The sequence below is a fragment of the Shewanella fidelis ATCC BAA-318 genome (assembly GCF_000518605.1).
Classification (GTDB): Bacteria; Pseudomonadota; Gammaproteobacteria; order Enterobacterales; family Shewanellaceae; genus Shewanella; species Shewanella fidelis.
On the sequence record NZ_JADX01000028.1, the window covers coordinates 1 to 25,460 of the forward strand.

40 protein-coding genes are annotated in these 25,460 nt (G+C 43.9%); 6 read left to right on the top strand and 34 right to left on the bottom strand.

Annotated features, from left to right (window positions below; all coding sequences use genetic code 11):
- Positions 1 to 181: 181 nt before the first annotated feature.
- The 4 genes from L884_RS0113190 to L884_RS0113205 are packed head-to-tail and all read right to left on the bottom strand — an operon-like array spanning position 182 to position 3,792.
- Entirely contained in the window at positions 182 to 778 is a 597-nt protein-coding gene (locus tag L884_RS0113190; protein WP_028767946.1) for a TlpA disulfide reductase family protein, read from the bottom strand.
- Positions 775 to 1,257 carry a heme lyase NrfEFG subunit NrfF gene (gene nrfF, locus L884_RS0113195; RefSeq protein WP_211239203.1) on the bottom strand — a complete coding sequence of 161 codons (483 nt, stop codon included), beginning with the start codon at positions 1,255 to 1,257 and terminating at the stop codon, positions 775 to 777. The genes L884_RS0113190 and nrfF overlap by 4 nt, the downstream gene beginning before the upstream one ends.
- Entirely contained in the window at positions 1,254 to 1,805 is a 552-nt protein-coding gene (locus L884_RS0113200) for a DsbE family thiol:disulfide interchange protein (protein ID WP_028767948.1), read from the bottom strand. The genes nrfF and L884_RS0113200 overlap by 4 nt, the downstream gene beginning before the upstream one ends.
- Before the next feature lie 16 nt (positions 1,806 to 1,821).
- On the bottom strand, positions 1,822 to 3,792 hold the full coding sequence (locus tag L884_RS0113205) for a heme lyase CcmF/NrfE family subunit (protein ID WP_028767949.1): 1,971 nt from the start codon (positions 3,790 to 3,792) through the stop codon (positions 1,822 to 1,824).
- A gap of 431 nt (positions 3,793 to 4,223) precedes the next feature.
- Here L884_RS0113205 and ccmI point away from each other — a divergent pair, with 431 nt between their 5' ends.
- Positions 4,224 to 5,483 carry a c-type cytochrome biogenesis protein CcmI gene (gene ccmI / locus L884_RS0113210; RefSeq protein WP_028767950.1) on the top strand — a complete coding sequence of 420 codons (1,260 nt, stop codon included), beginning with the start codon at positions 4,224 to 4,226 and terminating at the stop codon, positions 5,481 to 5,483.
- A gap of 307 nt (positions 5,484 to 5,790) precedes the next feature.
- Here the strand turns inward: ccmI and L884_RS0113215 are convergent, their stop codons facing one another.
- Positions 5,791 to 6,084 carry a c-type cytochrome gene (locus tag L884_RS0113215; protein ID WP_028767951.1) on the bottom strand — a complete coding sequence of 98 codons (294 nt, stop codon included), beginning with the start codon at positions 6,082 to 6,084 and terminating at the stop codon, positions 5,791 to 5,793.
- 323 nt (positions 6,085 to 6,407) lie between these two features.
- Here L884_RS0113215 and ccmA point away from each other — a divergent pair, with 323 nt between their 5' ends.
- The 5 genes from ccmA to ccmE are packed head-to-tail and all read left to right on the top strand — an operon-like array spanning position 6,408 to position 9,187.
- Positions 6,408 to 7,058: a cytochrome c biogenesis heme-transporting ATPase CcmA gene (gene ccmA, locus L884_RS0113220; protein ID WP_028767952.1), complete on the top strand. Its 651-nt coding sequence runs from the start codon at positions 6,408 to 6,410 to the stop codon at positions 7,056 to 7,058.
- Between the two features lie 9 nt (positions 7,059 to 7,067).
- Complete coding sequence (ccmB, locus tag L884_RS0113225; RefSeq protein ID WP_028767953.1) at positions 7,068 to 7,754, top strand: heme exporter protein CcmB; 687 nt, start codon at positions 7,068 to 7,070, stop codon at positions 7,752 to 7,754.
- Between the two features lies 1 nt (position 7,755).
- A complete protein-coding gene (ccmC, locus tag L884_RS0113230; protein ID WP_028767954.1) occupies positions 7,756 to 8,502 on the top strand; it encodes a heme ABC transporter permease CcmC in 747 nt (248 codons plus the stop codon).
- On the top strand, positions 8,502 to 8,699 hold the full coding sequence (gene ccmD, locus L884_RS0113235; RefSeq protein WP_028767955.1) for a heme exporter protein CcmD: 198 nt from the start codon (positions 8,502 to 8,504) through the stop codon (positions 8,697 to 8,699). The genes ccmC and ccmD overlap by 1 nt, the downstream gene beginning before the upstream one ends.
- A complete protein-coding gene (ccmE, locus tag L884_RS0113240) occupies positions 8,699 to 9,187 on the top strand; it encodes a cytochrome c maturation protein CcmE (protein ID WP_028767956.1) in 489 nt (162 codons plus the stop codon). Before ccmD ends, ccmE begins: the two co-directional genes overlap by 1 nt.
- A 1,547-nt stretch (positions 9,188 to 10,734) precedes the next feature.
- Here ccmE and rplQ read toward each other — a convergent pair.
- The 29 genes from rplQ to L884_RS0113380 all read right to left on the bottom strand — a co-directional run.
- Positions 10,735 to 11,127 carry a 50S ribosomal protein L17 gene (gene rplQ / locus L884_RS0113245; protein ID WP_028767957.1) on the bottom strand — a complete coding sequence of 131 codons (393 nt, stop codon included), beginning with the start codon at positions 11,125 to 11,127 and terminating at the stop codon, positions 10,735 to 10,737.
- A 39-nt stretch (positions 11,128 to 11,166) separates the two neighbouring features.
- Positions 11,167 to 12,156 carry a DNA-directed RNA polymerase subunit alpha gene (locus L884_RS0113250; RefSeq protein ID WP_028767958.1) on the bottom strand — a complete coding sequence of 330 codons (990 nt, stop codon included), beginning with the start codon at positions 12,154 to 12,156 and terminating at the stop codon, positions 11,167 to 11,169.
- Between the two features lie 24 nt (positions 12,157 to 12,180).
- Positions 12,181 to 12,801 (bottom strand): 30S ribosomal protein S4, encoded by a 621-nt coding sequence (gene rpsD, locus L884_RS0113255; RefSeq protein ID WP_028767959.1) that lies wholly within the window; start codon positions 12,799 to 12,801, stop codon positions 12,181 to 12,183.
- 35 nt (positions 12,802 to 12,836) lie between these two features.
- Complete coding sequence (rpsK, locus tag L884_RS0113260; protein ID WP_012153476.1) at positions 12,837 to 13,229, bottom strand: 30S ribosomal protein S11; 393 nt, start codon at positions 13,227 to 13,229, stop codon at positions 12,837 to 12,839.
- Between the two features lie 14 nt (positions 13,230 to 13,243).
- Complete coding sequence (gene rpsM / locus L884_RS0113265) at positions 13,244 to 13,600, bottom strand: 30S ribosomal protein S13 (protein WP_028767960.1); 357 nt, start codon at positions 13,598 to 13,600, stop codon at positions 13,244 to 13,246.
- Positions 13,601 to 13,711: 111 nt separating this feature from the next.
- Positions 13,712 to 13,825, bottom strand: a complete 114-nt coding sequence (gene rpmJ, locus L884_RS22890) for a 50S ribosomal protein L36 (RefSeq protein WP_006083579.1) — start codon at positions 13,823 to 13,825, stop codon at positions 13,712 to 13,714.
- Positions 13,826 to 13,848: 23 nt separating this feature from the next.
- Positions 13,849 to 15,189: a preprotein translocase subunit SecY gene (gene secY, locus L884_RS0113270; protein WP_012153474.1), complete on the bottom strand. Its 1,341-nt coding sequence runs from the start codon at positions 15,187 to 15,189 to the stop codon at positions 13,849 to 13,851.
- A 7-nt stretch (positions 15,190 to 15,196) separates the two neighbouring features.
- Positions 15,197 to 15,631, bottom strand: coding sequence for a 50S ribosomal protein L15 (rplO, locus tag L884_RS0113275; RefSeq protein ID WP_028767961.1), 435 nt, complete (start codon positions 15,629 to 15,631; stop codon positions 15,197 to 15,199).
- 3 nt (positions 15,632 to 15,634) lie between these two features.
- The gene (gene rpmD, locus L884_RS0113280; protein ID WP_028767962.1) at positions 15,635 to 15,817 is read right to left on the bottom strand and encodes a 50S ribosomal protein L30; all 183 of its coding nucleotides are present in this window, start codon (positions 15,815 to 15,817) and stop codon (positions 15,635 to 15,637) included.
- A gap of 6 nt (positions 15,818 to 15,823) precedes the next feature.
- Positions 15,824 to 16,330 (bottom strand): 30S ribosomal protein S5, encoded by a 507-nt coding sequence (gene rpsE / locus L884_RS0113285; protein ID WP_012153471.1) that lies wholly within the window; start codon positions 16,328 to 16,330, stop codon positions 15,824 to 15,826.
- A gap of 13 nt (positions 16,331 to 16,343) precedes the next feature.
- The gene (gene rplR / locus L884_RS0113290; RefSeq protein ID WP_028767963.1) at positions 16,344 to 16,694 is read right to left on the bottom strand and encodes a 50S ribosomal protein L18; all 351 of its coding nucleotides are present in this window, start codon (positions 16,692 to 16,694) and stop codon (positions 16,344 to 16,346) included.
- An 11-nt stretch (positions 16,695 to 16,705) separates the two neighbouring features.
- The gene (rplF, locus tag L884_RS0113295; RefSeq protein ID WP_028767964.1) at positions 16,706 to 17,239 is read right to left on the bottom strand and encodes a 50S ribosomal protein L6; all 534 of its coding nucleotides are present in this window, start codon (positions 17,237 to 17,239) and stop codon (positions 16,706 to 16,708) included.
- Between the two features lie 10 nt (positions 17,240 to 17,249).
- A complete protein-coding gene (gene rpsH / locus L884_RS0113300) occupies positions 17,250 to 17,642 on the bottom strand; it encodes a 30S ribosomal protein S8 (protein ID WP_028767965.1) in 393 nt (130 codons plus the stop codon).
- A 24-nt stretch (positions 17,643 to 17,666) separates the two neighbouring features.
- Positions 17,667 to 17,972: a 30S ribosomal protein S14 gene (gene rpsN, locus L884_RS0113305; RefSeq protein WP_028767966.1), complete on the bottom strand. Its 306-nt coding sequence runs from the start codon at positions 17,970 to 17,972 to the stop codon at positions 17,667 to 17,669.
- A 10-nt stretch (positions 17,973 to 17,982) separates the two neighbouring features.
- On the bottom strand, positions 17,983 to 18,522 hold the full coding sequence (gene rplE / locus L884_RS0113310; protein WP_028767967.1) for a 50S ribosomal protein L5: 540 nt from the start codon (positions 18,520 to 18,522) through the stop codon (positions 17,983 to 17,985).
- A 13-nt stretch (positions 18,523 to 18,535) separates the two neighbouring features.
- A complete protein-coding gene (rplX, locus tag L884_RS0113315; protein WP_028767968.1) occupies positions 18,536 to 18,850 on the bottom strand; it encodes a 50S ribosomal protein L24 in 315 nt (104 codons plus the stop codon).
- Between the two features lie 11 nt (positions 18,851 to 18,861).
- Positions 18,862 to 19,230, bottom strand: coding sequence for a 50S ribosomal protein L14 (gene rplN / locus L884_RS0113320; RefSeq protein ID WP_025823474.1), 369 nt, complete (start codon positions 19,228 to 19,230; stop codon positions 18,862 to 18,864).
- A 180-nt stretch (positions 19,231 to 19,410) separates the two neighbouring features.
- Positions 19,411 to 19,659: a 30S ribosomal protein S17 gene (gene rpsQ, locus L884_RS0113325; RefSeq protein WP_028767969.1), complete on the bottom strand. Its 249-nt coding sequence runs from the start codon at positions 19,657 to 19,659 to the stop codon at positions 19,411 to 19,413.
- Positions 19,659 to 19,850, bottom strand: a complete 192-nt coding sequence (gene rpmC, locus L884_RS0113330; protein ID WP_012144642.1) for a 50S ribosomal protein L29 — start codon at positions 19,848 to 19,850, stop codon at positions 19,659 to 19,661. The genes rpsQ and rpmC overlap by 1 nt, the downstream gene beginning before the upstream one ends.
- A complete protein-coding gene (gene rplP / locus L884_RS0113335; RefSeq protein ID WP_028767970.1) occupies positions 19,850 to 20,260 on the bottom strand; it encodes a 50S ribosomal protein L16 in 411 nt (136 codons plus the stop codon). The genes rpmC and rplP overlap by 1 nt, the downstream gene beginning before the upstream one ends.
- Before the next feature lie 11 nt (positions 20,261 to 20,271).
- Complete coding sequence (rpsC, locus tag L884_RS0113340) at positions 20,272 to 20,961, bottom strand: 30S ribosomal protein S3 (RefSeq protein ID WP_028767971.1); 690 nt, start codon at positions 20,959 to 20,961, stop codon at positions 20,272 to 20,274.
- 9 nt (positions 20,962 to 20,970) lie between these two features.
- Positions 20,971 to 21,303: a 50S ribosomal protein L22 gene (gene rplV, locus L884_RS0113345; protein ID WP_012144645.1), complete on the bottom strand. Its 333-nt coding sequence runs from the start codon at positions 21,301 to 21,303 to the stop codon at positions 20,971 to 20,973.
- A 15-nt stretch (positions 21,304 to 21,318) separates the two neighbouring features.
- A complete protein-coding gene (gene rpsS, locus L884_RS0113350; protein WP_011863970.1) occupies positions 21,319 to 21,597 on the bottom strand; it encodes a 30S ribosomal protein S19 in 279 nt (92 codons plus the stop codon).
- Between the two features lie 11 nt (positions 21,598 to 21,608).
- A complete protein-coding gene (gene rplB / locus L884_RS0113355) occupies positions 21,609 to 22,436 on the bottom strand; it encodes a 50S ribosomal protein L2 (RefSeq protein ID WP_028767972.1) in 828 nt (275 codons plus the stop codon).
- 17 nt (positions 22,437 to 22,453) lie between these two features.
- Positions 22,454 to 22,756 carry a 50S ribosomal protein L23 gene (rplW, locus tag L884_RS0113360; protein ID WP_028767973.1) on the bottom strand — a complete coding sequence of 101 codons (303 nt, stop codon included), beginning with the start codon at positions 22,754 to 22,756 and terminating at the stop codon, positions 22,454 to 22,456.
- Positions 22,753 to 23,358 carry a 50S ribosomal protein L4 gene (gene rplD / locus L884_RS0113365; RefSeq protein ID WP_028767974.1) on the bottom strand — a complete coding sequence of 202 codons (606 nt, stop codon included), beginning with the start codon at positions 23,356 to 23,358 and terminating at the stop codon, positions 22,753 to 22,755. The genes rplW and rplD overlap by 4 nt, the downstream gene beginning before the upstream one ends.
- Before the next feature lie 17 nt (positions 23,359 to 23,375).
- Positions 23,376 to 24,014 carry a 50S ribosomal protein L3 gene (gene rplC, locus L884_RS0113370; RefSeq protein ID WP_028767975.1) on the bottom strand — a complete coding sequence of 213 codons (639 nt, stop codon included), beginning with the start codon at positions 24,012 to 24,014 and terminating at the stop codon, positions 23,376 to 23,378.
- Positions 24,015 to 24,041: 27 nt separating this feature from the next.
- Positions 24,042 to 24,353, bottom strand: coding sequence for a 30S ribosomal protein S10 (gene rpsJ, locus L884_RS0113375; protein ID WP_005503530.1), 312 nt, complete (start codon positions 24,351 to 24,353; stop codon positions 24,042 to 24,044).
- A gap of 362 nt (positions 24,354 to 24,715) precedes the next feature.
- A partial coding sequence (locus L884_RS0113380) for an elongation factor Tu (RefSeq protein ID WP_028767976.1) occupies positions 24,716 to 25,460 on the bottom strand: 745 nt, incomplete at its 5' end.

Genomic DNA, 25,460 nt, shown 5'->3' on the forward strand with positions numbered 1-25,460 from the left:
TTTCGCTAGGTAGTTGGCCTGCTGTGCCGTGTCAGTGGATGCGCATTATAGGGATATCTCAGATCGGCGCAAGCCCCTTTTGTAATAAAATTAGCTTTTTCGAATCAAACGCATGGATATTAAACGATACGTACAAAAAAGGGGCTGAAAGCCCCTTTTTTCGGAATAAATATTATTAGATCTATTCAGCTTGGTCTTTCTCTAGCTCTGTTTCAGCAGTTTGAGCTAGAAAACCTTTTATAAGTGTTACTGCTTTATCGTCATCCCAGTCAACAAAGGTACGAACAAAAGCAATTAACTCACCTTCTCTATTAAGAATGAAAGTGGCAGGGATAGTATCGAGTGGAAATACCTGCCCCAGCTTCTGTTCTTTATCATAATAAGTGTTGAAGTTCTCCATGCCTAATGACTTCAAGAATGGTTCAACTTGCTTATCACCTTCTAGATCGATTGATACTGGTAATACTTCAAAGTCATCGGCTCCTACTTTAGCTGTAAAACGACTTAGTGCAGGTAACTCTCTCACACACGGAGGACACCAGGTCGCCCACATGTTTACCATGATCACTTTGCCCTTATATTGGCTAAAATCGACTGCTGCACCTTTTCTATCTTTAAATGGCACAGCTTCGATCGGAAATGGCTTAGGTAACACACTAATCAAATCGACACTTGATTGAACTTGAGTCTTATCTTGCTTCTCCATTCCTGGATAAGCTTGAGCACCACCAGCTAACAACATTGTTGCAGCAATAAAGCCCACTAAAGTCGATCTCATTTACCATCTCTCTTTAGCAAACGATCAAGTTCTTGCTGATCTTCTGTAGTTAGATCTTGATTATTCGCTTCAGCAATGCGCTGTTTACGAATGAAAAAGAAGCCAATTAGACCACCAAACAGCAATAAGCCGAATGGCCCTAACCACAAAATGTAAGTCTTTGCTTCCATTCGTGGCTTGTATAGCACGAACTCACCATAGCGACTTGTCATAAACTCAATGATTTCATTATCAGCCTTGCCTTCATCTACCATTTGGTAAACTTCAAGACGTAAATCTTGTGCAACCGGCGAGTTTGAATCAATTAGGTTTTGGTTCTGACATTGTGGACAACGTAAAGAGTGAGCAAGCTCTAGCGCACGCTTTTGGTTATCTGTCGATTTAAACTGATATGTATCTACTGGTGTGGCATTGGCAAACAAAGCCACACTCATAAGAATCATTACAGCGGTAACTTTCTTGATCAAAGACTTAATCATGATGCACCATCCTTCGCTGCTTCAGCTTGTAGCTCTTGTACCATTGGATACAGGGTCTCTTGCCATACAGTACGATCAATAGGACCTGCATAACGGTAGCGTACAATCCCCTTATGATCGATTAAGAAGCTTTCTGGCGCGCCATAAACTCCTAGATCCAGACCAAGGCGGCCATCGTGATCAAAGATATTAATCGCATATGGGTTGCCTTCGCGGCTAAGCTCACGAATTGCTAAAGGTCGTTCATCTCGATAGTTAATACCGTAGATAGGTAAAATATCTTGACGTGCTAACGTCATTAAGAAAGGGTGTTCATACTTACATGAAGGACACCATGTCGCCCATACGTTAAGTAGACCAACCTTACCTTTCAACGTTTCATTAGTCACCATTTCACCAGACTCAAGTACTTCTAACTGGAAAGCTGGGACAGGCTTTCCTTCTAAAGCTGAGTCTAATTTTTGAGGGTTTAGGAAGAGTCCCTTATAAAGGAACACTCCCATACCTAAAAACACTACTAGTGGAATAAATAATACTAGCTTTTTCATACTGACCTTATTCCAATTAAGCCGTTGCTAATTTGCTAGTTGCTTTTTTCACTTTACTTGCAGCTTTTGCGCGATAGCGCTTATCTGAAGCAGCGAAGAAGCCACCAACCATCATGAAAATAGAGCCAAACCAAATCCAACGTACGAAAGGCTTATAGTTAATACGTACTGCATATTCTGTACGACTAATTGGGTCGCCCATTGTTACGTATAGGTCTCGGAATAGACCCCAATCGATACCTGCTTCAGTCATATCCATTGTACGAACATTGTACTGACGACGATCAGGTCTCAATAAGGTAACATAATCATCACCTTGGTAAACTTCGATTTGGCCTTGTTGTGCAGTGTAGTTTGGACCTACTACGTTTTTAGTTTCAACATAGTTAAAGGTATAACCCGCTAGTTCATGAGAGATACCCGGTCCCATGCGAACACTCTTCTCTAATGAGTAGTTAGATACCATAGTCGCACCAACAACTGATACAGCAATACCTAAGTGGGCAATGATCATACCTAGTTCACTACGACCTAAGCGTGTCATATCAATTGCACCGTCTTTAGTTTTAACGATGTTATATGCAGCGCGGAACGTCATTAACGTTACCCACACAGCCATCGCAATACCAAACACAACCCAAGCATTAAACTTACCATCAGCTAGGAAAGGTACAGCTAAACCAACCACTGCAGAAATCACTGCAGGAACGATAAGCTGACGCTTAAGCTCACCCGCTTTAGATTTCTTCCAACGAATGATTGGACCAACACCCATAAAGCCGAATAGTACCAATACGATAGGCACAAATACTGCGTTAAAGTATGGAGGTCCTACAGAAATCTTACCCATGCCCAATGCATCAATTAGTAGCGGGTAAAGTGTACCTAGAAGAACTGTACCACAAGCAACCGTTAGTAATAGGTTACAAACTAGTAGCATAGTTTCTTTAGATTTAAGCTCAAAACGTGCAGGGCTGCTCATCTCGCTCGCTCTAAATGCGAACAAGGTTAACGAACCACCGATAGCTAAACCTAGTAATAATAGAATAAACATACCACGGCTTGGATCTGCCGCGAATGAGTGAACTGATGTTAATACACCTGAACGAACGATAAAGGTTCCTAACAAACTTAGCGAGAATGCGAAGATTGATAGTAGAACTGTCCAGTTACGGAATGCGCCGCGCTTTTCAGTTACAATTAATGAGTGAACCAATGCAGTACCGATCAACCAAGGCATAAATGAAGCGTTTTCTACTGGATCCCAGAACCACCAGCCGCCCCAGCCTAACTCGTAATATGCCCACCAAGAGCCTAAAGAGATACCGCCAGTTAAAAATACCCAAGCGGCTAGAGTCCATGGACGACTCCAACGAGCCCATGCAGAGTCAAGGCGACCACTCATTAGCGCAGCAATTGCAAATGCAAAGCTAACTGAGAAGCCTACATAACCTAGGTAAAGCATTGGAGGATGGAAAATCAAACCAACGTCTTGCAACATCGGGTTAAGGTCGCGACCTTCCATTGGCACAGGGAATAAGCGCTCAAATGGACTAGAAGTTAATAGCATGAACAAAGTGAAACCAATCAGAATCATCGCTAACACAGATAGAACACGTGCAGTGAATACTTCTTCTAAACCTTTGCTAAACAATGCAACTGCTGCTGCCCAAGCTGCTAATGAGAAAACCCAAAATAGCAGAGAACCTTCGTGGCCACCCCAAACTGCGGCAATCTTAAAGAAGATTGGTAATTCCGAATTCGAGTGATGTGCTACATAAGCAACAGAGAAGTCATCAACAGCAAAGCTATAACCAAGCGCGATAACAGATAAGAAAATAAAGAAGAACATACCGTAACTTAGTGGCCAAGCGTAGCGCACTAGGTATTGGTCTTTACGAGCTACACCTACTAAAGGAACGATGGCTAACAGCATGGCGAAAGCCAAGCCGATAATCAGCGAAAAGTGTCCTAATTCTGGGATCATGGGTTTTCCTCAGTCCTAAATCATGCATAAATAAGCATAGGCTTAATCATTACATACGTGTTTGCAATTAACACTACTAAAAGGTACAAATTTTAGCTCAGTTTAGTATTTGCTATTGTTAATGTCTGCCTATTTCGTACAAATATGGGTGACCTGTCGCATTCTTCACCTATCTTATTAACAAAAACACATAAACAATTGCACGTCACATTTCGCAATAAACCGAGCAAATTTAGCGAAATTTTAGTGTCTGACTGATAAAGTTCCCGTAAGTTTCAAGAAAATTTACAAATAGAATCAATCTGTGAACAAGTACTCAACTATGAGCTTTTAAGGTTATATTACTGTTCAATGAATAATCTTTACGTATAATCTTATTCCTAGTTCAGCGGTGAATCCGCTTTTTCGCAAACGAAAGTGAAATAGACATAATGACCACATTTTGGATTTTAATAGCATCATTTCTGTTGGTTAGCCTTGCGCTGATTTGGTTCCCACACTTCCGCCAGCAGCGTATGCTGAAAGCAGAAGAAGCCGGTGTTCGTAAAGGTACCAACCTTGATTTATTCAATGAACGTCTCGCCATTTTAGAGAAAGAACTTCAAGAAGATCTATTAGATCAACCTGAATTCGACGCTCTAAAAAAAGAACTTGAAATCAGCCTACTTCAGGACATGAAGCAAGGTGATGACGAATCTCTGGTTAATAGCCTCAAGCCAAAGAGCATAGTGTGGCCATCAGTTATGTCTGTTGTCGTAATTGGGCTTTGTGCTTATATGTATTCGACCCTAGGTGCATATAAAAACCTTGACCAACCAATGACAGCTAATAACCCACATGCTGGACAAACAACTGAGCAAATCATGTCTCAGCGAGTTCAAATGATGGAAGCTCAAGTTAAAGCTGAGCCAGAAAACAGTCAGCTACTATTTAACTTAGGCCATGCTTACATTTCAGCTAACCGCTATGACGATGCTATCAAAGCATTTGATAAAACAATGGAGCTTGTGGGCGTACACGCTGAACTTTTAGGCCCTAAGGCAACGGCGCTTTACTACCGCTCTAATCAAAAAATGACGCCAACAGTTCAGGCTCTAGTAGACCAAGCATTAAGCTTAGATCCACAAGATCCTTCAACTTTACTTTTAGTTGGTATGGACTCATTCTTCACTGCTGATTATCAAAAAGCGATCGATGCATGGCAACTGATCCTTGATAGCGATCGTGCTGATGTTGACCGTGGTGCGATTATGAACGCTATCGAAAGCGCTAAAATGCGTATGGGTTCTGAAAGTGCTATGCCTAATGATGAAGCTCATAAAGATGTTAAGCCAAATACTGCAAGCACAGCCAGCACTGTAACTGTAGAAGTTTCAATCTCTCCAGAGCTACAGAGCAAAGTTGAGAGCACTGATATGGTATTCATTTTTGCACGTGCAACTGAAGGCCCTAGAGTACCTTTAGCAGCAACAAAAATTTCTGCTGAGTCTTTACCAGTGACAGTCACTTTAGATGACAGCACGAATATGGGAGGCAACGTAACTCTGAGTGGTGCTAACGCTGTAGAAGTTATTGCTATCCTATCTAAGCATGGCAGTGTTAGAGCTCAACCTGGCGATATCCAAGGAACGCTAGCGAAAGTTAAAGTGGGTGATAAAGGCCAATTAGTACTTGATACACAAGTACAATAAGCGCCCCCCGCAATAGAAAACCGGCTTATGCCGGTTTTTTTATATGTGTTCAATTAGCTCACATACCGCCCTTAAATGCAGAAGTTTTTACTGCTATAAGTTCTGCCTAAAGATCTGTATACCTGTTAAGTTGTAGCGCATAAATTTGCCTTTACGCACTGCATTTAAAACAGCACTTAAAGCTAACAAAACAAGTTATAAAAGACTTTTGCGCATGTACGAAATAGATTAGGTGCAAGGGAATATAGATAAGCAGACACAAAAAAACCGGCTAAAGCCGGTTTTTAAGTTAAGACTAAGTAATCACTTACTTAGACATATACTCGATTGCATTCTTGTAATCTTCATCAGAGCAATCAGTACACATACCACCTGGTGGCATCGCGTTTAGACCAGTTTTAACTGAAGATACTAGTGCATCCATACCTTTACCTAAGCGCGGCTCCCATGCAGCAGCATCGTGTGATTTCGGAGCGCCAGCAACACCCATGCTATGACACACTTGGCACGCCTTATCGTATACAGCCTTACCGTCTTGAGCAAGTACGTTAGTAGACAGAGTCAAAGCTGCAACTGCAGTCAGTGCTAATAGTTTTTTCATCTTATACGTTCCTAATGCAAATTCTAACAAAGCTCACGCTGCCCTTTTATGATGGCAGACTTATTCTTAATAGCGGCTCTAGGTTACTACAAAGTTCAACAAATCACATCTTTTTGTGATATTAATCGTGATAACAGTGATTTCACAAGACATAGTTCGCAAAAACGTTAATATATTAGCAATTGTTTAAAAAGTTCATAGAAAATACATAATATTCGAACTACATCAAATTGCTGACACTTAGCAACAAGCAAGACTAAACGCTTGAAAGCGTATGTGTTAGTATCTCTTGTGTTTTCATACAGCTTGATATAGAGGGCTCAGTGGTAGAAAAATCAAAAGCAACAACACTGGTATCAGCTAGCAACTTAACTTGCATCCGAGAAGAACGCATTTTATTTGATGAACTTAGCTTCGATATTAACGCTGGTGAGATCGTTCAAATTGAAGGTCCGAACGGCGCAGGCAAAACAAGTCTTTTACGGATCATCGCAGGCTTATCCCGCCCATATGCAGGTCAAGTCAACTTCAAAGGCGAAGACATTAACCGCTGTCGCGACGAATATAACGACCAACTTTTATACTTAGGCCACCTTGCTGGTGTTAAGAGCGAGTTAACTGCTGAAGAAAATCTTAACTTCAATTTAAGGATCAGCGGCTATGATGAATTCGATGCACGTGAGATCTTGGCCAAAGTTAATCTATCAGGATTTGAAGAAGCTCTCGCCGGACATTTGTCTGCCGGTCAGCATAGACGAACAGCCCTCGCTAGGCTCTGGCATACCAATTGTAAGGTTTGGCTTTTAGATGAGCCTTTTACGGCTATTGATAAAAAAGGCGTAGAAGAGCTTGAACACCTGTTTTTGGCCCATGCCAACCGCGGCGGCTGCGTAATCCTAACCACACACCAAGATATGAGTGTGATTGGCGATGATGTGTTACGTAAGATTCGCCTCGACTATCGCTTTGTTTAAGGTTTCACAATGAATAAAGGCATCAGTTATACCAAAGCGTTTAGCACGCTACTAAAGCGAGATCTGCAAATCGCAGTACGCCACCGTGGTGATATTTTTAATCCGCTATTGTTTTTTGTACTTGTGGTAACACTGTTTCCACTGGGTATTGGCCCTGAGCCACAAGTTTTAACTAGAGTAGCACCAGGTATTATTTGGGTAGCAGCACTATTGGCATCCATGCTGTCGCTAGAGCGGTTATTTAAAGCCGATTATGCCGACGGTAGCTTAGAGCAGATGTTATTAAGCCCACAACCTTTACCATTAATGGTATTGGCCAAGGTACTTGCTCACTGGCTACTAACGGGTGTGCCATTGATTCTAGTCGCGCCATTGTTAGCAGTGTTACTGCATTTAGAGGGCAACAGCTATGGTGCATTAATCGCAACTTTAGCATTGGGTACGCCAGTATTAAGCTTACTAGGTGCTATTGGTGTAGCACTAACAGTTGGATTACGTAAAGGTGGGGTTTTGTTAAGCCTGTTAATTTTGCCTTTATATATTCCGGTTTTGATTTTCGCTACTAGCGCAATTGACGCTGCTGGTATGAATTTACCCTATGATGGTCAACTTGCGATTATTGGCGCTATGTTGATCGGTTCATTAACGTTAGCACCATTTGCAATTGGTGCATCCTTACGAGTGAGTACTAACTAAAATGTGGAAATGGTTACATTCATACGCGGATCCTGAACGCGCCTACAAACTCTCAGGCACCCTACTACCTTGGTTCGCGATGCTTGCGATATCTATGATTGGTATTGGTACAGTCTGGGGACTAGTATTTGCTCCAACTGATTATCAACAGGGTGACAGTTACCGTATTATCTTTATCCACGTGCCGGCTGCTTCAATGTCAATGGCGGCCTACATGGCGATGGCGACATCATCTTTTATCGGATTAGTTTGGCAAATTAAATCTGCTGACTGGGCTGCAGCTGCTATTGCACCGATTGGTGCGGTTGTGACTTTCATCGCCCTTGTAACGGGTGCTACTTGGGGTAAACCTATGTGGGGCACTTGGTGGGTATGGGATGCACGTTTAACTTCTGAGCTTGTGCTACTATTCTTGTACTTAGGTGTAATTTCTCTATACGCATCTTTTGAAGATAAAGTTTTAGCAGCAAGAGCTGCAGGGATCTTAGCGATTGTTGGTGTAATTAACATTCCAATTATTAAATATTCAGTTGATTGGTGGAGCTCACTACATCAGCCATCAACGATTAAGATCACTGAAGAGTCTTCAATGCCGACAGAAATGTTATACCCGCTATTAATTAACATTATGGGCTTCGGTGTAATGATCGGTGCGATTACATTAGTGAGATTTAGATCAGAAATTTTGGCACGAAATGGCATGCGTCCATGGGTTCGTGAACTTGCTAAAGCAGAAGGGGTCAAATAATGCAGTTCGACTCAATTAATGAATTTATCAACATGGGCGGCTATGGTTTTTATGTATGGCTCGCCTACGGTGTAACATTTTTCTCATTAGGAACTTTGATTGTTCTTAGTGTTAGACAAAAACGTAAGGTGTTGGTTGAGATCGCTAAAAAGATCCAACGCGAAGAACGCCTTAAAGAAACTCGGAGTAATAAATAGTGAATCCAAGACGAAAAAAACGCCTTACCCTTGCTGTAGCCTTAATTGGTGGTGTTGCAGCTATCGCTTCTTTGCTTCTATACGCTTTGAACTCAAACTTGAACCTTTTCTTTACGCCAACGGAGATTGTTCAAGGTAAAAAAGATACTGGTGTTATGCCAGAGATTGGTCAGCGCATTCGCGTAGGTGGTATGGTGACCGTAGGCTCTATGGTGCGCGATCCTAACAGCTTACATGTTGAGTTTGCTGTACATGACGCCGCTGGCGGTGAAGTTATCGTAACTTATGACGATCTACTTCCGGATCTTTTCCGCGAAGGACAAGGTATCGTTGCTCAAGGTGTCCTAATTGAGCCAGGTAAACTAGAAGCAACTGAAGTTTTGGCGAAGCATGATGAAAACTATATGCCACCAGAAGTAGCAGAAGCTATGGGGCAATCCCACGAAAAACTAGATTATAACGAAGAGCAAAAATCTGGCGGTTATTAATCGTAGTTTGATAGTTCTATTAAGCCCTCTTCAAGAGGGCTTTTTTAATTCTGTAATTAACGCATTAATGCTTATACCAATTAGTATAAAGATTTGTTCGCTCAGCACTGTTTCGTAGTTTTAAGCTAGTTCATATACCACGCCAGTATTACTGACATTAACCTTATCCATGTCGCGTGAAGAACACTGCCAAACTAGATTTAAGCGCCCTCTTTGGTTTATAAGCAGTCGCAATACCAACGTGACTATAGATCACTATAGTCGTGCATTTGGGCTACCAACTTCTAAGTTACATATTCCAATAAGAGAGCGACTATTCTTTCGGTGACCTTATACATCAGTCATCTCTCTTAAGCTGAGTAAACTACATAACTAAAACGCCAGCAAAGAGAGGCTCCAAAAGGCCCCTAACCCACAAATAAGACATTTAATAACTTTGCTAGAGCACCAATAGCCTTTGTTGACCAAGTCGCTTTAAATCAAGCTTACAGCTATTTCCGCCTCTTGCTTTAAAGTGGAGTGAATTACTCCCGTAACGGTTAACCTTGAGTTAGCTAATCACTGTGTAAACACATTTTCATACTTACTTAGTATTAGACTTACCATGACTCAACGGCACAACTACATCTTTCGATGCGTACGGCCCCCATACAAAAGAATGCCAGTTGCTTACACGGGAAGGATCAATTTCGGGGATCTTAACTACAGTTACACAAAACACGGACTGGTAAGCATGGGTTACAGTTGATAATGAGCATGATAAATAGCAAATAAGCCGAACTATCTGTTTTCAGCGCTATCGGTAGACCTAGTGATGCAATCTAGTAAGAACAACCGGACAACTCAGTTAATAAGCTACTTAGGCTTGGCCAGAAGGGAATAACTTTCTGCCTCCCTAACATCCTTAATACCTATCAGTACAAATTCTAATTGCCCTGAGACAAAGCAGCGAAACTACGAGCTGACTCTACTCTATTGAGCATGAGTCAAGGTATCAGAGTCACCAAAATACATCATAGTGAAATGATTTTAGCTACCACCTCAGTTTTGAGTAATTTCATAAGAGTAGACTATTTCGTCAGTTATTAAGCCAGTAATTAGTTTGCCAAAAAAGCTCGAGTCGGTTACTGCCTATACCCAAGAGAGTGACATATTGCCGTTGCATGCAATTGTAAGAATCACCAACACAAAGGCGCTTAAAATAGACTGTGTTGCCTCTTATCAAATTGAGCTAAGTAACACTGGGCATGCTCATTCAAACAAAGTAAACAATTCGCTATACGTCTGCTGAGATGGGATAAGCTGAGAAGATACGAAAAGGTAAAAATCTAAGATAGAGGTTAGGAGGTCATAAAAGTGCGATCGTCAGCGTCTTAGCTTTCCTGCAAACCCGCCGCTAACAATAAACCTTAATATTGAATAACACAGTGATACGGATGGCGTTAATCACTCACAAAAGGTTTAATACCAATTAGTAGGCTAAGTTGATAAAAGCCATAAATAAAAAAGGCCGAACATATGTTCGGCCTTTTAAAACTAAGACTTATTTACTCTGCAGTGTCTTCAACAGCTACTGCTGCTTCTGGACGACCTACTAGTTCGATATACGCCATTGGCGCTTTATCACCAGTACGTAGACCGCACTTAAGAATACGGGTGTATCCACCAGGACGTTCCTGGAAACGTGGACCCAATTCAGTAAATAACTTACCTACGACTTCAGCGTCGCGAGTACGAGCAAATGCCAAACGACGATTTGCAACGCTATCACTCTTAGCAAGTGTTATTAGAGGTTCAACTACGCGACGCAGTTCTTTCGCTTTAGCAACAGTAGTTTTGATCACTTCGTGACGAACTATTGAGCAAGCCATGTTACGGAACATAGCTTGGCGATGACTGCTGTTACGGTTTAGTTGACGACCACTCTTACGATGGCGCATGACCTAATCCTTATTACCTATATCTGTACTAATCTGGACTTAAAGGTCGTCTGCTAAACTAGCTGGAGGCCAGTTTTCTAGACGCATACCTAACGACAGTCCGCGAGACGCCAACACATCCTTAATTTCAGTAAGAGATTTCTTACCTAGGTTAGGAGTCTTAAGCAGCTCAACTTCAGTGCGTTGTACCAGATCGCCGATGTAATGAATCGCTTCAGCCTTCAGACAGTTGGCTGAACGTACAGTTAGCTCTAAATCGTCGACAGGACGCAACAGAATCGGATCGAACTCCGGTTTCTCTTCTACTGGTGCAGTCTCAGTCACATCACGTAACTCAACAAACGCATCTAGCTGTTCTGCTAGGATTGTCGCTGAACGACGGATAGCTTCCTCAGGATCGATAGTACCGTTTGTAGTCATATCGATAACGAGTTTGTCTAAGTCTGTACGCTGTTCAACACGAGCAGCTTCAACATTGTATGCAATGCGAGCAACTGGTGAGAACGAAGAATCAACCAACAAACGACCGATAGGGCGATCATCGTCTTCAGTTTGTGCACGGGCAGAAGCCGGTACATAACCACGACCACGCTCTACGCGGATACGCATGCTGACGTCATTATTACCTGTCAAATGACAGATAACATGGTCAGGATTCATGATAGTAACATCACCATCATGCGTGATATCTGCTGCAGTAACAGGGCCTGCGCCTGACTTACTTAGCGTAAGCATAGCTTCGTCTTTCCCTTCGATAACTACTGCTAAACCTTTAAGGTTTAATAGTATCTCAAGGATATCCTCTTGCACGCCTTCCTTGCTACTGTATTCATGCAGTACACCATCGATCTCTACTTCGGTAACCGCGCAGCCTGGCATAGACGACAATAGGATACGACGCAACGCGTTACCTAAAGTGTGACCAAAACCACGCTCTAGCGGCTCCAGTGTAACCTTGGCACGTGTTGGATTAACCTGCTCGATATCAACGAGACGCGGTTTAAGAAATTCTGTAACAGAACCCTGCATTGTGTCCTCTCTTTTGTTTTAACCTTACTTAGAGTAAAGTTCGACGATCAGCTGTTCGTTAATATCCGCAGACAAATCACTACGCTCAGGAATACGCTTGAAAGCACCTTCCATCTTAGTGTTGTCAACTTCAACCCATGTTGGCTTTTCGCGTTGAGCCGACACTTCTAAAGCCGCTTTAATACGAGCTTGAGTGCGTGACTTTTCACGAACGCTCACTACATCATTCGCAGACACTTTGAATGATGGAATGTTAACGATGCTACCATTAACCATAATTGACTTATGGCTAACTAGCTGACGTGATTCAGCGCGTGTTGCACCGAAGCCCATGCGATAAACAACGTTATCTAGACGGGTTTCTAAAAGAGTAAGTAGGTTTTCACCTGTGTTACCTTTAGTACGTGCAGCATCTTTGTAGTAGTTACGGAATTGCTTTTCTAGCACACCATAAATACGACGAACTTTTTGTTTCTCGCGTAGCTGAACACCATACTCAGACAAACGGGTCTTACGAGCGCCGTGTTGTCCAGGTGCAGTTTCAAGCTTACACTTCGAATCGATTGCTCTCACACCGCTCTTTAGGAAAAGGTCTGTACCTTCTCTGCGGCTGAGCTTGAGCTTTGGACCCAAGTATCTTGCCATGTTCTTTCTCCAACTATCCTATTAAAAACGACGAATTAAACGCGACGTTTCTTAGGAGGACGACAACCATTATGAGGGATAGGCGTCACATCGGTAATGTTAGTAATCTTGTAACCAACCGAGTTTAGTGCACGAATCGCTGATTCGCGTCCTGGACCTGGACCCTTCACAAAAACTTCTAGGTTTTTAACACCGTAGTCCTGAGCAGCAGTACCTGCGCGCTCAGCAGCAACCTGTGCAGCGAATGGGGTAGATTTACGTGAACCACGGAAACCTGAACCACCAGAAGTTGCCCAAGATAGTGCGTTACCTTGACGATCTGTAATGGTAATAATTGTGTTGTTGAAAGACGCATGGATATGCGCCATACCATCAGCAACCTGTTTACGTACACGCTTACGCGGAGAACGTGACGGAACTTTAGCCATTTTGGATTACCCCGTTACTTTCTAATTGGTTTACGTGGACCTTTACGCGTACGCGCATTGGTCTTCGTACGTTGCCCACGAAGGGGAAGGCTACGACGATGGCGAAGGCCACGGTAACAACCAAGGTCCATAAGACGCTTGATGTTCATGGAAACTTCACGACGTAAATCACCTTCTACAATGTAGTTGGCAACTTCTTCGCGTAGACTATCGATTTGAGCTTCGCTCAATTCCTTGATCTTAGCATCTTCAGCAATTGAAGTAGCCGCGCAAATAGCTTGTGCGCGAGTACGACCGATGCCGTAGATAGCAGTCAATGCAATGACTGTATGCTTTTGATCAGGAATGTTAATGCCAGCGATACGGGCCACTATGCACTCCTTAAGTTAAAGGTCATCTGTGAAAAGCCCGGTAGGATACTCGACAGACGACAATTTAGCAAATAATATTTTTGACCAGCCCGGACTGGGCTGGTCAATTTTTTAGCCTTGACGCTGTTTGTGTTTAGGTTCAACACAAATCACACGTACAACGCCACTACGCTTTACGATCTTGCAGTTACGGCAGATCTTCTTCACGGAAGCTCGAACTTTCATTTCATCACTCCGAGATTACTAGCTTAGCGACCAAAGCGATCTAAGTTCGCTTTGTTAACCAAGTTAGCTTTCTTCATTACAGACTCATACTGATGAGACATCATATGGGTCTGAACCTGAGCCATGAAGTCCATGATTACGACTACCATAATTAGTAGTGAAGTACCGCCAAAATAGAACTGTACTTTCCACGCAATTAACATGAACTCCGGAATTAAGCAGATAAAGGTAATATATAACGCGCCAGCTAATGTCAAGCGAGTCATAACTTTATCAATGTAACGCGAAGTCTGTTCTCCAGGACGAATCCCGGGAATAAACGCACCACTCTTCTTCAGGTTATCAGCTGTTTCGCGAGGGTTAAACACCAACGCAGTATAGAAGAAACAGAAGAAAATAATCGCTGTTGCATATAATAATGAGTACAGCGGTTGTCCTGGTGACACAGCCAGTGAAAAATCACTTAACCATGACATGGACTCATTTTGACCAAACCACTGAGCCAGTGTGCCTGGGAACAAAATGATGCTGGACGCAAAAATAGGCGGGATAACACCAGCCATATTAATCTTAAGTGGTAAGTGAGTGCTTTGCGCAGCGAATACCTTACGGCCTTGCTGACGCTTAGCATAGTTAACAACGATACGACGTTGTCCACGCTCTACGAAAACCACAAAATAAGTGACAGCGAAAACAATCACTGCCAGCAACAACAATACTAGTACATTCAAGTCGCCTTGACGCGCCTGCTCGGCTGTTTGGCCGATAGCAGATGGCAGACCAGCAACAATACCTGCGAAAATAAGAATCGAGATACCGTTACCAATGCCTCTTTCGGTAATTTGCTCACCTAGCCACATTAGGAACATAGTTCCGGTAACTAAGCTTACAACAGCAACGAAGTAGAAGCTAAATCCTAGGTTAACAACTAACCCTGGAACTAGGTTCGGAAGACCTGTTGCGATACCGATTGCCTGGAATGTACCCAGGACCAATGTGCCGTATCGAGTATATTGACTGATTTTCTTACGTCCAGACTCGCCTTCTTTTTTCAATTCAGCAAGTGCAGGATGTACCACAGTCAACAACTGCATAATAATCGATGCCGAGATATACGGCATGATACCTAATGCGAAGATAGAGGCACGTTCAAGGGCACCACCAGAGAACATGTTAAACATGCCTAAGATGGTCCCCTTTTGCTGATTAAACAGCTCTGCTAGTACAGCAGCGTCAATACCAGGAATTGGTACAAACGAACCGGCTCTAAAGACGATAATTGCACCAATCACGAACAGGAGACGGGTTTTCAATTCTGATAAACCGCCCTTCGCGCTTTTTAAATCAAGTCCTGGTTTTGCCATCGACGTATTATTCCTCGATCTTGCCACCGGCAGCTTCAATAGCTGCACGTGCACCTTTGGTTACCTTAAGACCTTTAACGGTCACTGGGCGCTCAATGGTACCTGAAAGAACGATTTTAGCAAACTGTATGTTGCGAGTAACTAGATTCGCATCTTTCAGCGCATTTAGGTCGATAACATCACCGTTAACTTTAGCTAATTCGCCAACGCGAATTTCAGCTGATACCAATGCAGTGCGAGAGGTAAAACCGAACTTTGGTAGACGGATCTTAAGTGGCATTTGACCACCCTCGAAACCTACGCGAACACCGCCGCCAGAACGAGACTTCTGACCTTTGTGACCGCGACCAGCTGTTTTACCAAGGCCTGAACCGATACCGCGACCTACACGCTTAGCTGCTGATTTAGCACCTGCAGCTGGTGATAGAGTATTCAATTTCATTGATTAATCCTCCACCTTTACCATGTAGTAAACCTTGTTAATCATACCGCGAACTGAAGGAGTATCTTCTAGTTCAACAGTGTGATTAATGCGGCGTAGACCTAGACCAGTTAGTGTAGCACGGTGCTTTGGTAAGCGGCCGATAGCACTTTTAGTCTGAGTTACTTTAAGTGTTTTAGTAGCCATGGTGCATTAACCTCGAATTTCGGTAACATTCAGGCCACGCTTAGCTGCGATTTGTGAAGGTGATTTCATATTCACCAACGCATCTACAGTAGCGCGAACGATGTTGATCGGGTTAGTAGAACCGTATGCTTTTGACAGAACGTTATGAACGCCTGCTACTTCCAATACGGCACGCATTGCGCCACCGGCAATAATACCGGTACCGTCAGAGGCTGGTTGCATGTAAACACGAGAACCAGTGTGACGACCCTTTACAGGGTGATGCAAAGTACCATTGTTCAATTCAACGTTAACAATGTTACGGCGAGCCTTTTCCATTGCTTTTTGGATTGCTGCTGGTACTTCACGCGCTTTACCATAGCCATAGCCAACTTTACCATTACCATCACCCACTACTGTTAGTGCAGTGAAGCTAAAGATACGTCCGCCTTTAACTACTTTAGAAACACGATTAACTGCAACTAATTTCTCTTGCAGATCGTCTTTTTGCTGTTGAGCTTCAAATTTAGCCATTTTTCATCATTCCTTAGAACTTAAGGCCAGCTTCACGAGCAGCGTCTGCTAATGCAGCAACGCGACCGTGATACTTGAAGCCGGAACGATCGAATGCAACTACAGCAACGCCTTTTTCGATAGCGCGCTCAGCAACGGTTTTGCCCACTACTTTAGCTGCATCAACGTTACCTGTGTACTTTAGCTGCTCGGTTACTGCTTTTTCAGCAGTAGAAGCTGCCGCCACAACTACGTTTTCAGGGCTAATTACCTGAGCGTAAGTATGACGTGGTGTACGATGTACAACCAGACGATTAACGCCCAGCTCTTGGATCTTCTTACGTGCACGTAGAGCGCGGCGTAAGCGAGATGTTTTCTTATCCATATCGTATTACCTTACTTCTTCTTAGCCTCTTTACGGCGTACTTGTTCGTCAGCATAGCGAACACCTTTACCTTTGTAAGGCTCTGGTGGACGGTAGCCACGAATCTCAGCAGCAACCTGGCCGATTAACTGCTTATCAGTACCCTTAAGTACGATTTCAGTTTGGCTAGGACACTCTGCTGTTACGCCAGCGGGTAGTTCGTGTACTAAAGGATGTGAGAAACCTAAAGTTAAATCAACGCCATTACCAGCAACTTTTGCACGGTAACCAACACCAATTAACTGAAGCTTCTTTTCAAAACCTTCTGATACACCGATAACCATGTTGTTTACTAGAGCGCGTGCTGTACCTGCTTGAGCCCAAGCGTTAGCAACGCCTTCAACTGGACCAAACTTGATTTCAGCGCCTTCAACAACAAGACTAACCGCTTGGTTAATAACTCGAGTCAAACTACCTTTAGCACCTTTTACGGTGATAGTTTGTTCGTTTAAAGTCACTTCTACGCCTGCAGGGATAGCGACTGGTGCTTTTGCGACACGAGACATTGCTAGCTCCTTATGCTACGTAGCAGATAACTTCCCCACCCATGCCATTTTGGCGGGCAGTACGATCAGTCATCAAACCTTTAGAAGTGGACACGATAGCGACACCCAGACCGCCCATAACCTTTGGAAGTTCGTTTTTACCTTTGTAAATACGAAGACCAGGACGGCTAACGCGCTGGATAGTCTCAACAACTGGCTGACCTTGGAAGTACTTTAAAGTGATTTCCAATTCAGGCTTGGCTTCATCTGCTACGGCGTAGTCAGTGATGTAACCTTCTTCTTTAAGCATTTTCGCAATAGCGACTTTAAGCTTAGCAGAAGGCATCTTCACAGATACGTGTTTAGCAGCTTGGCCGTTACGAATACGTGTTAACATATCCGCAATAGGATCTTGCATGCTCATATTAGCTTACTCCGTGACAAGTGCTTACCAGCTGGCCTTGCGAAGACCAGGAACTTCACCGCGCATAGTTGCTTCACGTAATTTGATACGGCTTAGGCCGAACTTACGTAGGAAACCATGTGGGCGACCAGTTTGACTACAGCGATTACGCTGACGCGCAGAGCTAGAGTCACGTGGTAGAGCTTGTAACTTAAGTACTGCATCCCAACGATCTTCGTCAGAAGAAGCTGGACTGCTAATGATAGCTTTAAGTGCAGCACGCTTTTCAGCGAACTTAGCTACGAGCTTTGCACGCTTTGCTTCACGTGCTTTCATTGAACTTTTTGCCATTACGCTACCCTTATTTCTTGAATGGGAAGTTAAAGCCTTCGAGCAGAGCTCGGCCTTCTTCGTCATTCTTCGCAGAAGTAGTGATTACGATATCCATACCGCGGATCTTATCGATTTTATCGTATTGGATCTCTGGGAAGATAATCTGCTCACGTACGCCCATCGCATAGTTACCACGGCCGTCGAACGACTTAGCGCTCAAACCACGGAAGTCACGAATACGAGGGATCGCGATATCAACTAAACGCTCTAAGAATTCCCACATACGCTCACCGCGCAGTGTAACCTTACAGCCGATTGGGTAGCCTTCACGGATTTTGAAACCAGCAACTGACTTACGAGCTACAGTCACTACTGGCTTTTGACCAGCGATAGCAGTCATGTCACGAAGCGCATGCTCCATAACTTTCTTATCTGCTACTGCTTCGCCAACACCCATATTAAGGGTGATCTTTTCAATCCGAGGGACTTGCATGACACTGGTAAAACCGAACTTTTTAGCAAGTTCAGGACTAACAGTCTCTTTGTATTTATCATGCAGTTTCGCCATCGTTTACTCCAAATTACTTAACGAGTTCACTGTTCGATTTAAAGAAACGGACTTTTTTACCGTCTTCAAATCGGAAACCAACGCGATCAGCTTTGCCAGTGGCAGAGTTGAAAATCGCTACGTTTGATGCTTGTAAAGGTGCTTCTTGCTCAACAATACCGCCAGCTACGCCCAATTGTGGGTTTGGCTTTTGGTGTTTTTTAACAAGGTTAATACCTTCAACAATTAATTTACCAGTTGGTAGAACTTGAGAAACCTTACCGCGTTTACCCTTGTCTTTACCTGCTAGTACAATTACTTCGTCTTGACGACGTATTTTAGCTGCCATTTTGAAGCTCCTTACAGTACTTCTGGTGCCAATGAGACAATCTTCATAAACTGCTCTGTACGCAATTCACGTGTCACTGGTCCAAAGATACGAGTACCAATCGGTGCAAGGTTTGCGTTAAGCAATACCGCTGCATTCCGATCGAAGCGAATGACAGAACCGTCTGGACGACGTACGCCTTTCTTAGTACGGACTACCACCGCGTTATATACATCACCTTTCTTCGCTTTACCGCGAGGAATAGCTTCTTTAACAGAAACTTTGATGATGTCGCCGATACCGGCATAACGACGATGAGAGCCACCCAAGACCTTAATACACTGAACTCTACGAGCGCCACTGTTACAGGCGACTTCTAGAGTCGATTGCATTTGGATCATTTTAAGTGCTCCGCTATCGTTACTTCACAATCCCACAAAGGGGCTACATTTTACCCTAATTCCGACTCTAATTTAGTCAAAATTGGCGCGCAAGTGTAACACCAATCTATGGGAATAGATAGTACTAAAAATAAAAACGGCCCCAACTTTAGGAGCCGTTTGCTTAAATACCTAATAAGCTTAGGCTTTTGATACTACTTCAACCAGAGTCCAAGACTTAGTCTTAGACAGCGGACGGCATTCGCGAATAGTCACGATATCGCCAGCATTACACTGATTTTGTTCGTCATGTGCATGGATCTTAGTAGTGCGCTTGATAAACTTACCGTATAAAGGGTGTTTAACCTTACGCTCAATAGCTACAGTGATAGACTTGTCCATCTTGTCGCTAAGTACTCGACCTTGCAAAGTACGGATTTTATCAGACATTATGCACCCGCCTTAGAAGTAATAATGGTCTTTACGCGCGCAATGTTGCGACGCACGATTTTAAGCTGATGAGTCTGTGTCAACTGACCAGTGGCGTGTTGCATACGCAGATTAAACTGCTCACGCAGCAGACCAAGCAGTTCAGCGTTCAGTTCTTCAACGCTCTTTTCTGTTAGTTCGCTCGCTTTCATTACATCACCGTCTTAGTTACGAAGGTAGTCTTTAGAGGTAGTTTAGCAGCAGCTAGAGCAAAAGCTTCACGAGCTAGAGCTTCAGATACACCATTCATCTCATAAAGAACCTTACCAGGTTGAATCTGGCAAACCCAGTATTCAACGTTACCCTTACCTTTACCCATACGCACTTCAAGAGGCTTAGAAGTAATTGGCTTGTCAGGGAAAACGCGGATCCAAATCTGACCTTGACGTTTAATGTGACGTGTCATAGCACGACGCGCAGCTTCGATTTGACGAGCAGTTAGACGACCACGTCCAACAGCTTTCAAACCGAACTCACCGAAGCTAACTTCAGTGCCGTTCGCTAGACCGCGGTTGCGGCCCTTGAACATTTTGCGAAACTTCATTCTTTTTGGTTGCAGCATTGCCAGCTCTCCTATTTACCGCGAGGCTTACGCTTCGGCTGCTGTTTCGGCTCTTCATGCTGAGGTAGAACGCCGTCTAGAACTTCGCCTTTGAAGACCCAAACTTTAACGCCAATCACACCGTATTGAGTGTGACTCTCAGAAGTAGAATAGTCGATATCAGCACGCAGTGTATGTAGAGGCACACGACCTTCACGATACCACTCTGAACGCGCAATCTCAGCGCCGCCTAGACGGCCACTCACTTCAACTTTGATACCTTTAGCACCAAGACGCATAGCATTTTGAACTGCGCGCTTCATAGCACGACGGAACATAACACGACGCTCTAGTTGCGAAGCGATGCCATCGGCAACAAGCTTAGCATCTAGCTCAGGCTTACGGATCTCAGCGATGTTGATTTGAGCTGGAATACCAGTCAACTTCGCAACTGCATTGCGTAGCTTCTCAACGTCTTCGCCTTTCTTACCAATCACAACACCTGGACGGGCAGTGTGAATAGTCACGCGAACACTTTTAGCTGGACGCTCGATAACAATCTTAGAAACTGATGCTTGAGTAAGTTTCTTTTCTAGAAACTTACGCACTTCCCAGTCACTGCTCAAGTTATTGGCATAGTCTGACTTGTCAGCGTACCAGGTCGAGATCCAAGGCTTAGTGATACCCAGACGGATACCATTAGGATGTACTTTCTGTCCCATTGCTAACTCCTAGCGATCTGATACAACCACAGTAATGTGGCTGGTACGCTTGATTATACGATCAGCACGGCCTTTAGCACGTGGCATGATACGCTTCATAGTTGGACCTTCATCGATCATAATAGCTCCAACTCTTAGTTCGTCAATGTCAGCACCTTCGTTGTGCTCAGCATTAGCGATAGCAGAGTCCAGTACTTTCTTAACAAGTACTGCAGCTTTCTTAGGGCTGAAAGTTAGAATTTCGAGAGCCTTAGCAACAGGCAGTCCACGGATTTGATCTGCAACCAAACGACACTTTTGAGGCGACGTACGGGCAAAACGATGTTTAGCTAAAACTTCCATCTTATGTCTCCCGTATTAACGCTTCTTCGCTTTCTTATCAGCAGCATGGCCGCGATAAGTGCGAGTTGGTGAAAATTCACCAAGCTTGTGGCCGATCATTTCGTCAGTTACGAACACAGGTACGTGCTGACGACCATTATGGACAGCGATGGTCATTCCAATCATGTTAGGAATGATCATAGAGCGGCGAGACCAAGTCTTAATAGGCTTCTTGTCTCCAGCTTCCATCGCTTTCTCTACCTTCTTCAGCAAGTGTAGGTCAATGAATGGACCTTTCTTGAGAGAACGTGGCATGGCGAATCCTCTTACTTTTTATTGCGACGACGTACGATGTACTTGTCGGTGCGTTTGTTACTACGAGTCTTATAACCCTTAGTTGGCATACCCCAAGGTGATACAGGATGACGGCCACCAGAAGTACGGCCTTCACCACCACCATGTGGGTGATCTACTGGGTTCATTGCAACACCACGAACTGTAGGGCGTACGCCTCTCCAGCGCTTAGCACCAGCTTTACCTAACTGGCGTAGCATGTGCTCGGCATTACCAACTTCACCAAATGTCGCGCGGCAATCAACAGGTACTTTACGCATTTCGCCAGAGCGAAGACGTAGAGTAGCGTATGCGCCATCACGAGCAATAACTTGTACATAAGCACCAGCTGAACGCGCGATTTGAGCACCTTTACCAGGCTTCATTTCTACTGCGTGTACTACGCTACCCACAGGGATGTTGCGTAGAGGCATTGCGTTACCGGTCTTAATCTCTGCATCGATACCAGACTGGATCTTATCACCAGCTTGCATGCCTTTAGCAGCAAGGATATAACGACGCTCACCGTCAGCGTAAAGTACCAATGCGATGTTAGCTGTACGGTTTGGATCATATTCCAAACGCTCAACTTTCGCAGGGATACCGTCTTTGTCACGCTTAAAGTCGATTAGACGATAATGTTGCTTATGTCCGCCACCAACGTGACGTACAGTGATGCGACCAGTATTGTTACGGCCACCACTTTTTGATTTTTTCGCCAACAGGCCTGCAAAAGGTTTACCTTTATGCAAATCGCTGTTCACCACTTTAACTACGTGGCGACGACCTGGAGAGGTTGGCTTACACTTAATAACTGCCATGATAATTCTCCTAATGCTTACTCAGCGCCGCCGACGAAATCGATGTCAGCACCAGCAGCTAAGGTAACATAAGCTTTTTTCCAATCGCTACGACGACCAGTACGGGCACCGTGACGCTTAGTTTTGCCTTTGTTTACCAAAGTACGAACTGAATCAACTTCAACTTCAAATAGCTGTGCTACTGCAGCTTTGATTTCAGCTTTAGTTGCATCGATAGCTACACGGAATACTACCGTGTTGTTATTCTCTGCATTCACAGTGCTCTTTTCAGAGATGTGTGGAGCAAGAATAACTTTTAGCAAACGTTCTTGGCTTATCATCCCAGCATCTCCTCGATTTGCTTAATAGCTTCAGCAGTAACTAGTACTTTGTTGAAAGCGATAAGACTTACTGGATCAATACCAGCTACGTCACGCACGTCAACTTTGTACAGGTTGCGAGCAGCTAAGAACAAGTTCTCGTCAACTTCTGGAGTAACAATTAGCACGTCTTCTAGTTGCATTTCGTTCAGTTTAGCTTTTAGCTCTTTAGTTTTAGGAGCTTCAACACCAAATGACTCAACAACAACAAGACGGTCTTGACGTACCAATTCAGAGAAAATGCTTTTCAGCGCTCCACGGTACATCTTCTTGTTAACTTTTTGGCTGTGATCTTGTGTTTTAGCAGCGAAAGTTACGCCACCGCCACGCCAGATTGGGCCTTTAACAGTACCAGCACGTGCACGGCCAGTACCTTTTTGACGCCAAGGCTTTTTGCCTGAGCCAGTTACTTCTGCGCGAGTCTTTTGAGCACGAGTGCCCTGACGCGCGTTTGCAGCGTATGCTACAACTACCTGATGAACCAGTGCTTCATTAAAGTCACGGCCAAAGGTAGCTTCGGAAACTTCAAGAGCACTCTGTGCGTCTTTCAATACCAATTCCATTACTATCTCCTCAGACCTTAAGCTTTAATAGCTGGTTTGATGATCAGGTCGCCATTAGTAGCGCCTGGAACTGCACCCTTAACCAAAAGCAGGTTACGTTCAACATCTACACGTACAACGTCTAGATTTTGAGTAGTAACGCGCTCTGCACCCATGTGGCCAGACATTTTCTTACCTTTGAAAACGCGACCAGGTGTTTGGTTTTGACCAATAGAACCGTTAGCTCTATGTGCCAGTGAGTTACCGTGTGTTGCATCTTGAGTACGGAAGTTCCAACGCTTAATACCGCCTTGGAAGCCTTTACCCTTTGATTGACCAGTAACATCAACTTTCGCTACGTCAGCGAAGATATCTACATTAAGCTCAGCACCTACTTCGATGCCTTCGCCTTCACCATCTGCCAAACGCATTTCCCATAAACCACGACCAGCTTCAACGCCAGCCTTAGCAAAGTGACCTGCTTCTGGTTTAGTGATGCGATTAGCTTTTTTGGTACCAGTAGTAACTTGAAGTGCACGGTAACCATCTGTATCCAAAGTTCTCACTTGGGTTACGCGGTTAGCAGCAATTTCAATTACTGTTACAGGTACCGACGCGCCATCTTCATTGAAGATGCGAGTCATACCTACTTTACGACCGATAAGACCGATAGCCATCTCTCAAACCTCTTCTAAGGATCTCAATTAACCTAAGCTAATCTGAACGTCAACACCAGCCGCAAGATCTAAACGCATTAGTGCGTCTACAGTCTTCTCAGTCGGCTCTACGATGTCAACAAGACGCTTGTGAGTACGTAGTTCGTACTGATCACGTGCATCTTTATTAACGTGTGGAGAAGTCAAAATGGTATAACGTTCTTTACGCGTTGGTAGTGGGATTGGACCACGAACCTGCGCGCCGGTACGCTTAGCAGTTTCAACGATTTCCGCAGTAGACTGATCAATCAAACGATGATCAAATCCTTTTAGGCGGATACGGATTCTTTGGTTCTGCATTGACCAGAGCTCCTAAAATGTACACAAAAAAATCACCCTCTAGCTATTTTCCTTAATGAAAAAGCAGAGTGAAATGATTTAGCCGTTCGACTCACAATCGGAGTCGCTGTTTTTTTTACGTCAAACCCGAAGGTAGACCAATTTAAATCGCCTAATGGTTAAGGCGAGGGGCTATTATACTGATTTCATCGTCGAGATCAAGCCCGTTGTCTGAAATTCCGTCAAATTGATGGTTTTCAACAAAGTGGCGCTATTATACACAGCCAGATCGGGATTACTAGCCCTACCCTTCACTTTTCTTTAGGCAATAAAAAAGGCAGCCTAAGCTGCCTTTTTCAGTATTGAGTAAGACTCGTTGCTAATTAAGCAATGATCTTAGCTACAACACCAGCACCAACTGTACGGCCACCTTCACGGATAGCGAAGCGTAAACCTTCGTCCATCGCGATTGGGCAGATTAGAGTAACAGTCATCTTGATGTTGTCACCAGGCATAACCATTTCTACGCCTTCTGGTAGTTCGATAGTACCAGTTACGTCAGTTGTACGGAAGTAGAACTGTGGACGGTAGCCTTTGAAGAATGGAGTGTGACGACCACCTTCATCTTTTGATAGAACGTAAACTTCTGATTCAAAAGTTGTGTGTGGGTTGATTGAACCTGGAGCTGCTAGTACTTGACCACGCTCAACTTCATCACGCTTAGTACCACGTAGTAGTACACCACAGTTCTCACCTGCACGACCTTCGTCAAGCAGCTTACGGAACATTTCTACACCAGTACAAGTAGTCTTAGTAGTTTCTTTGATACCTACGATTTCTACTTCTTCACCAACTTTGATGATACCGCGCTCAACACGACCGGTTACTACTGTACCACGGCCTGAGATTGAGAATACGTCTTCGATTGGTAGAATGAACGCACCGTCGATTGCACGCTCTGGCTCTGGAATGTAAGTGTCTAGAGCTTCTGCTAGTTCTAGGATCTTAGCTTCCCACTCTGGCTCGCCTTCTAGAGCTTTAAGAGCAGAACCTTGGATAACTGGTAGGTCATCACCTGGGAATTCGTACTCAGATAGAAGTTCACGAACTTCCATTTCTACTAGTTCT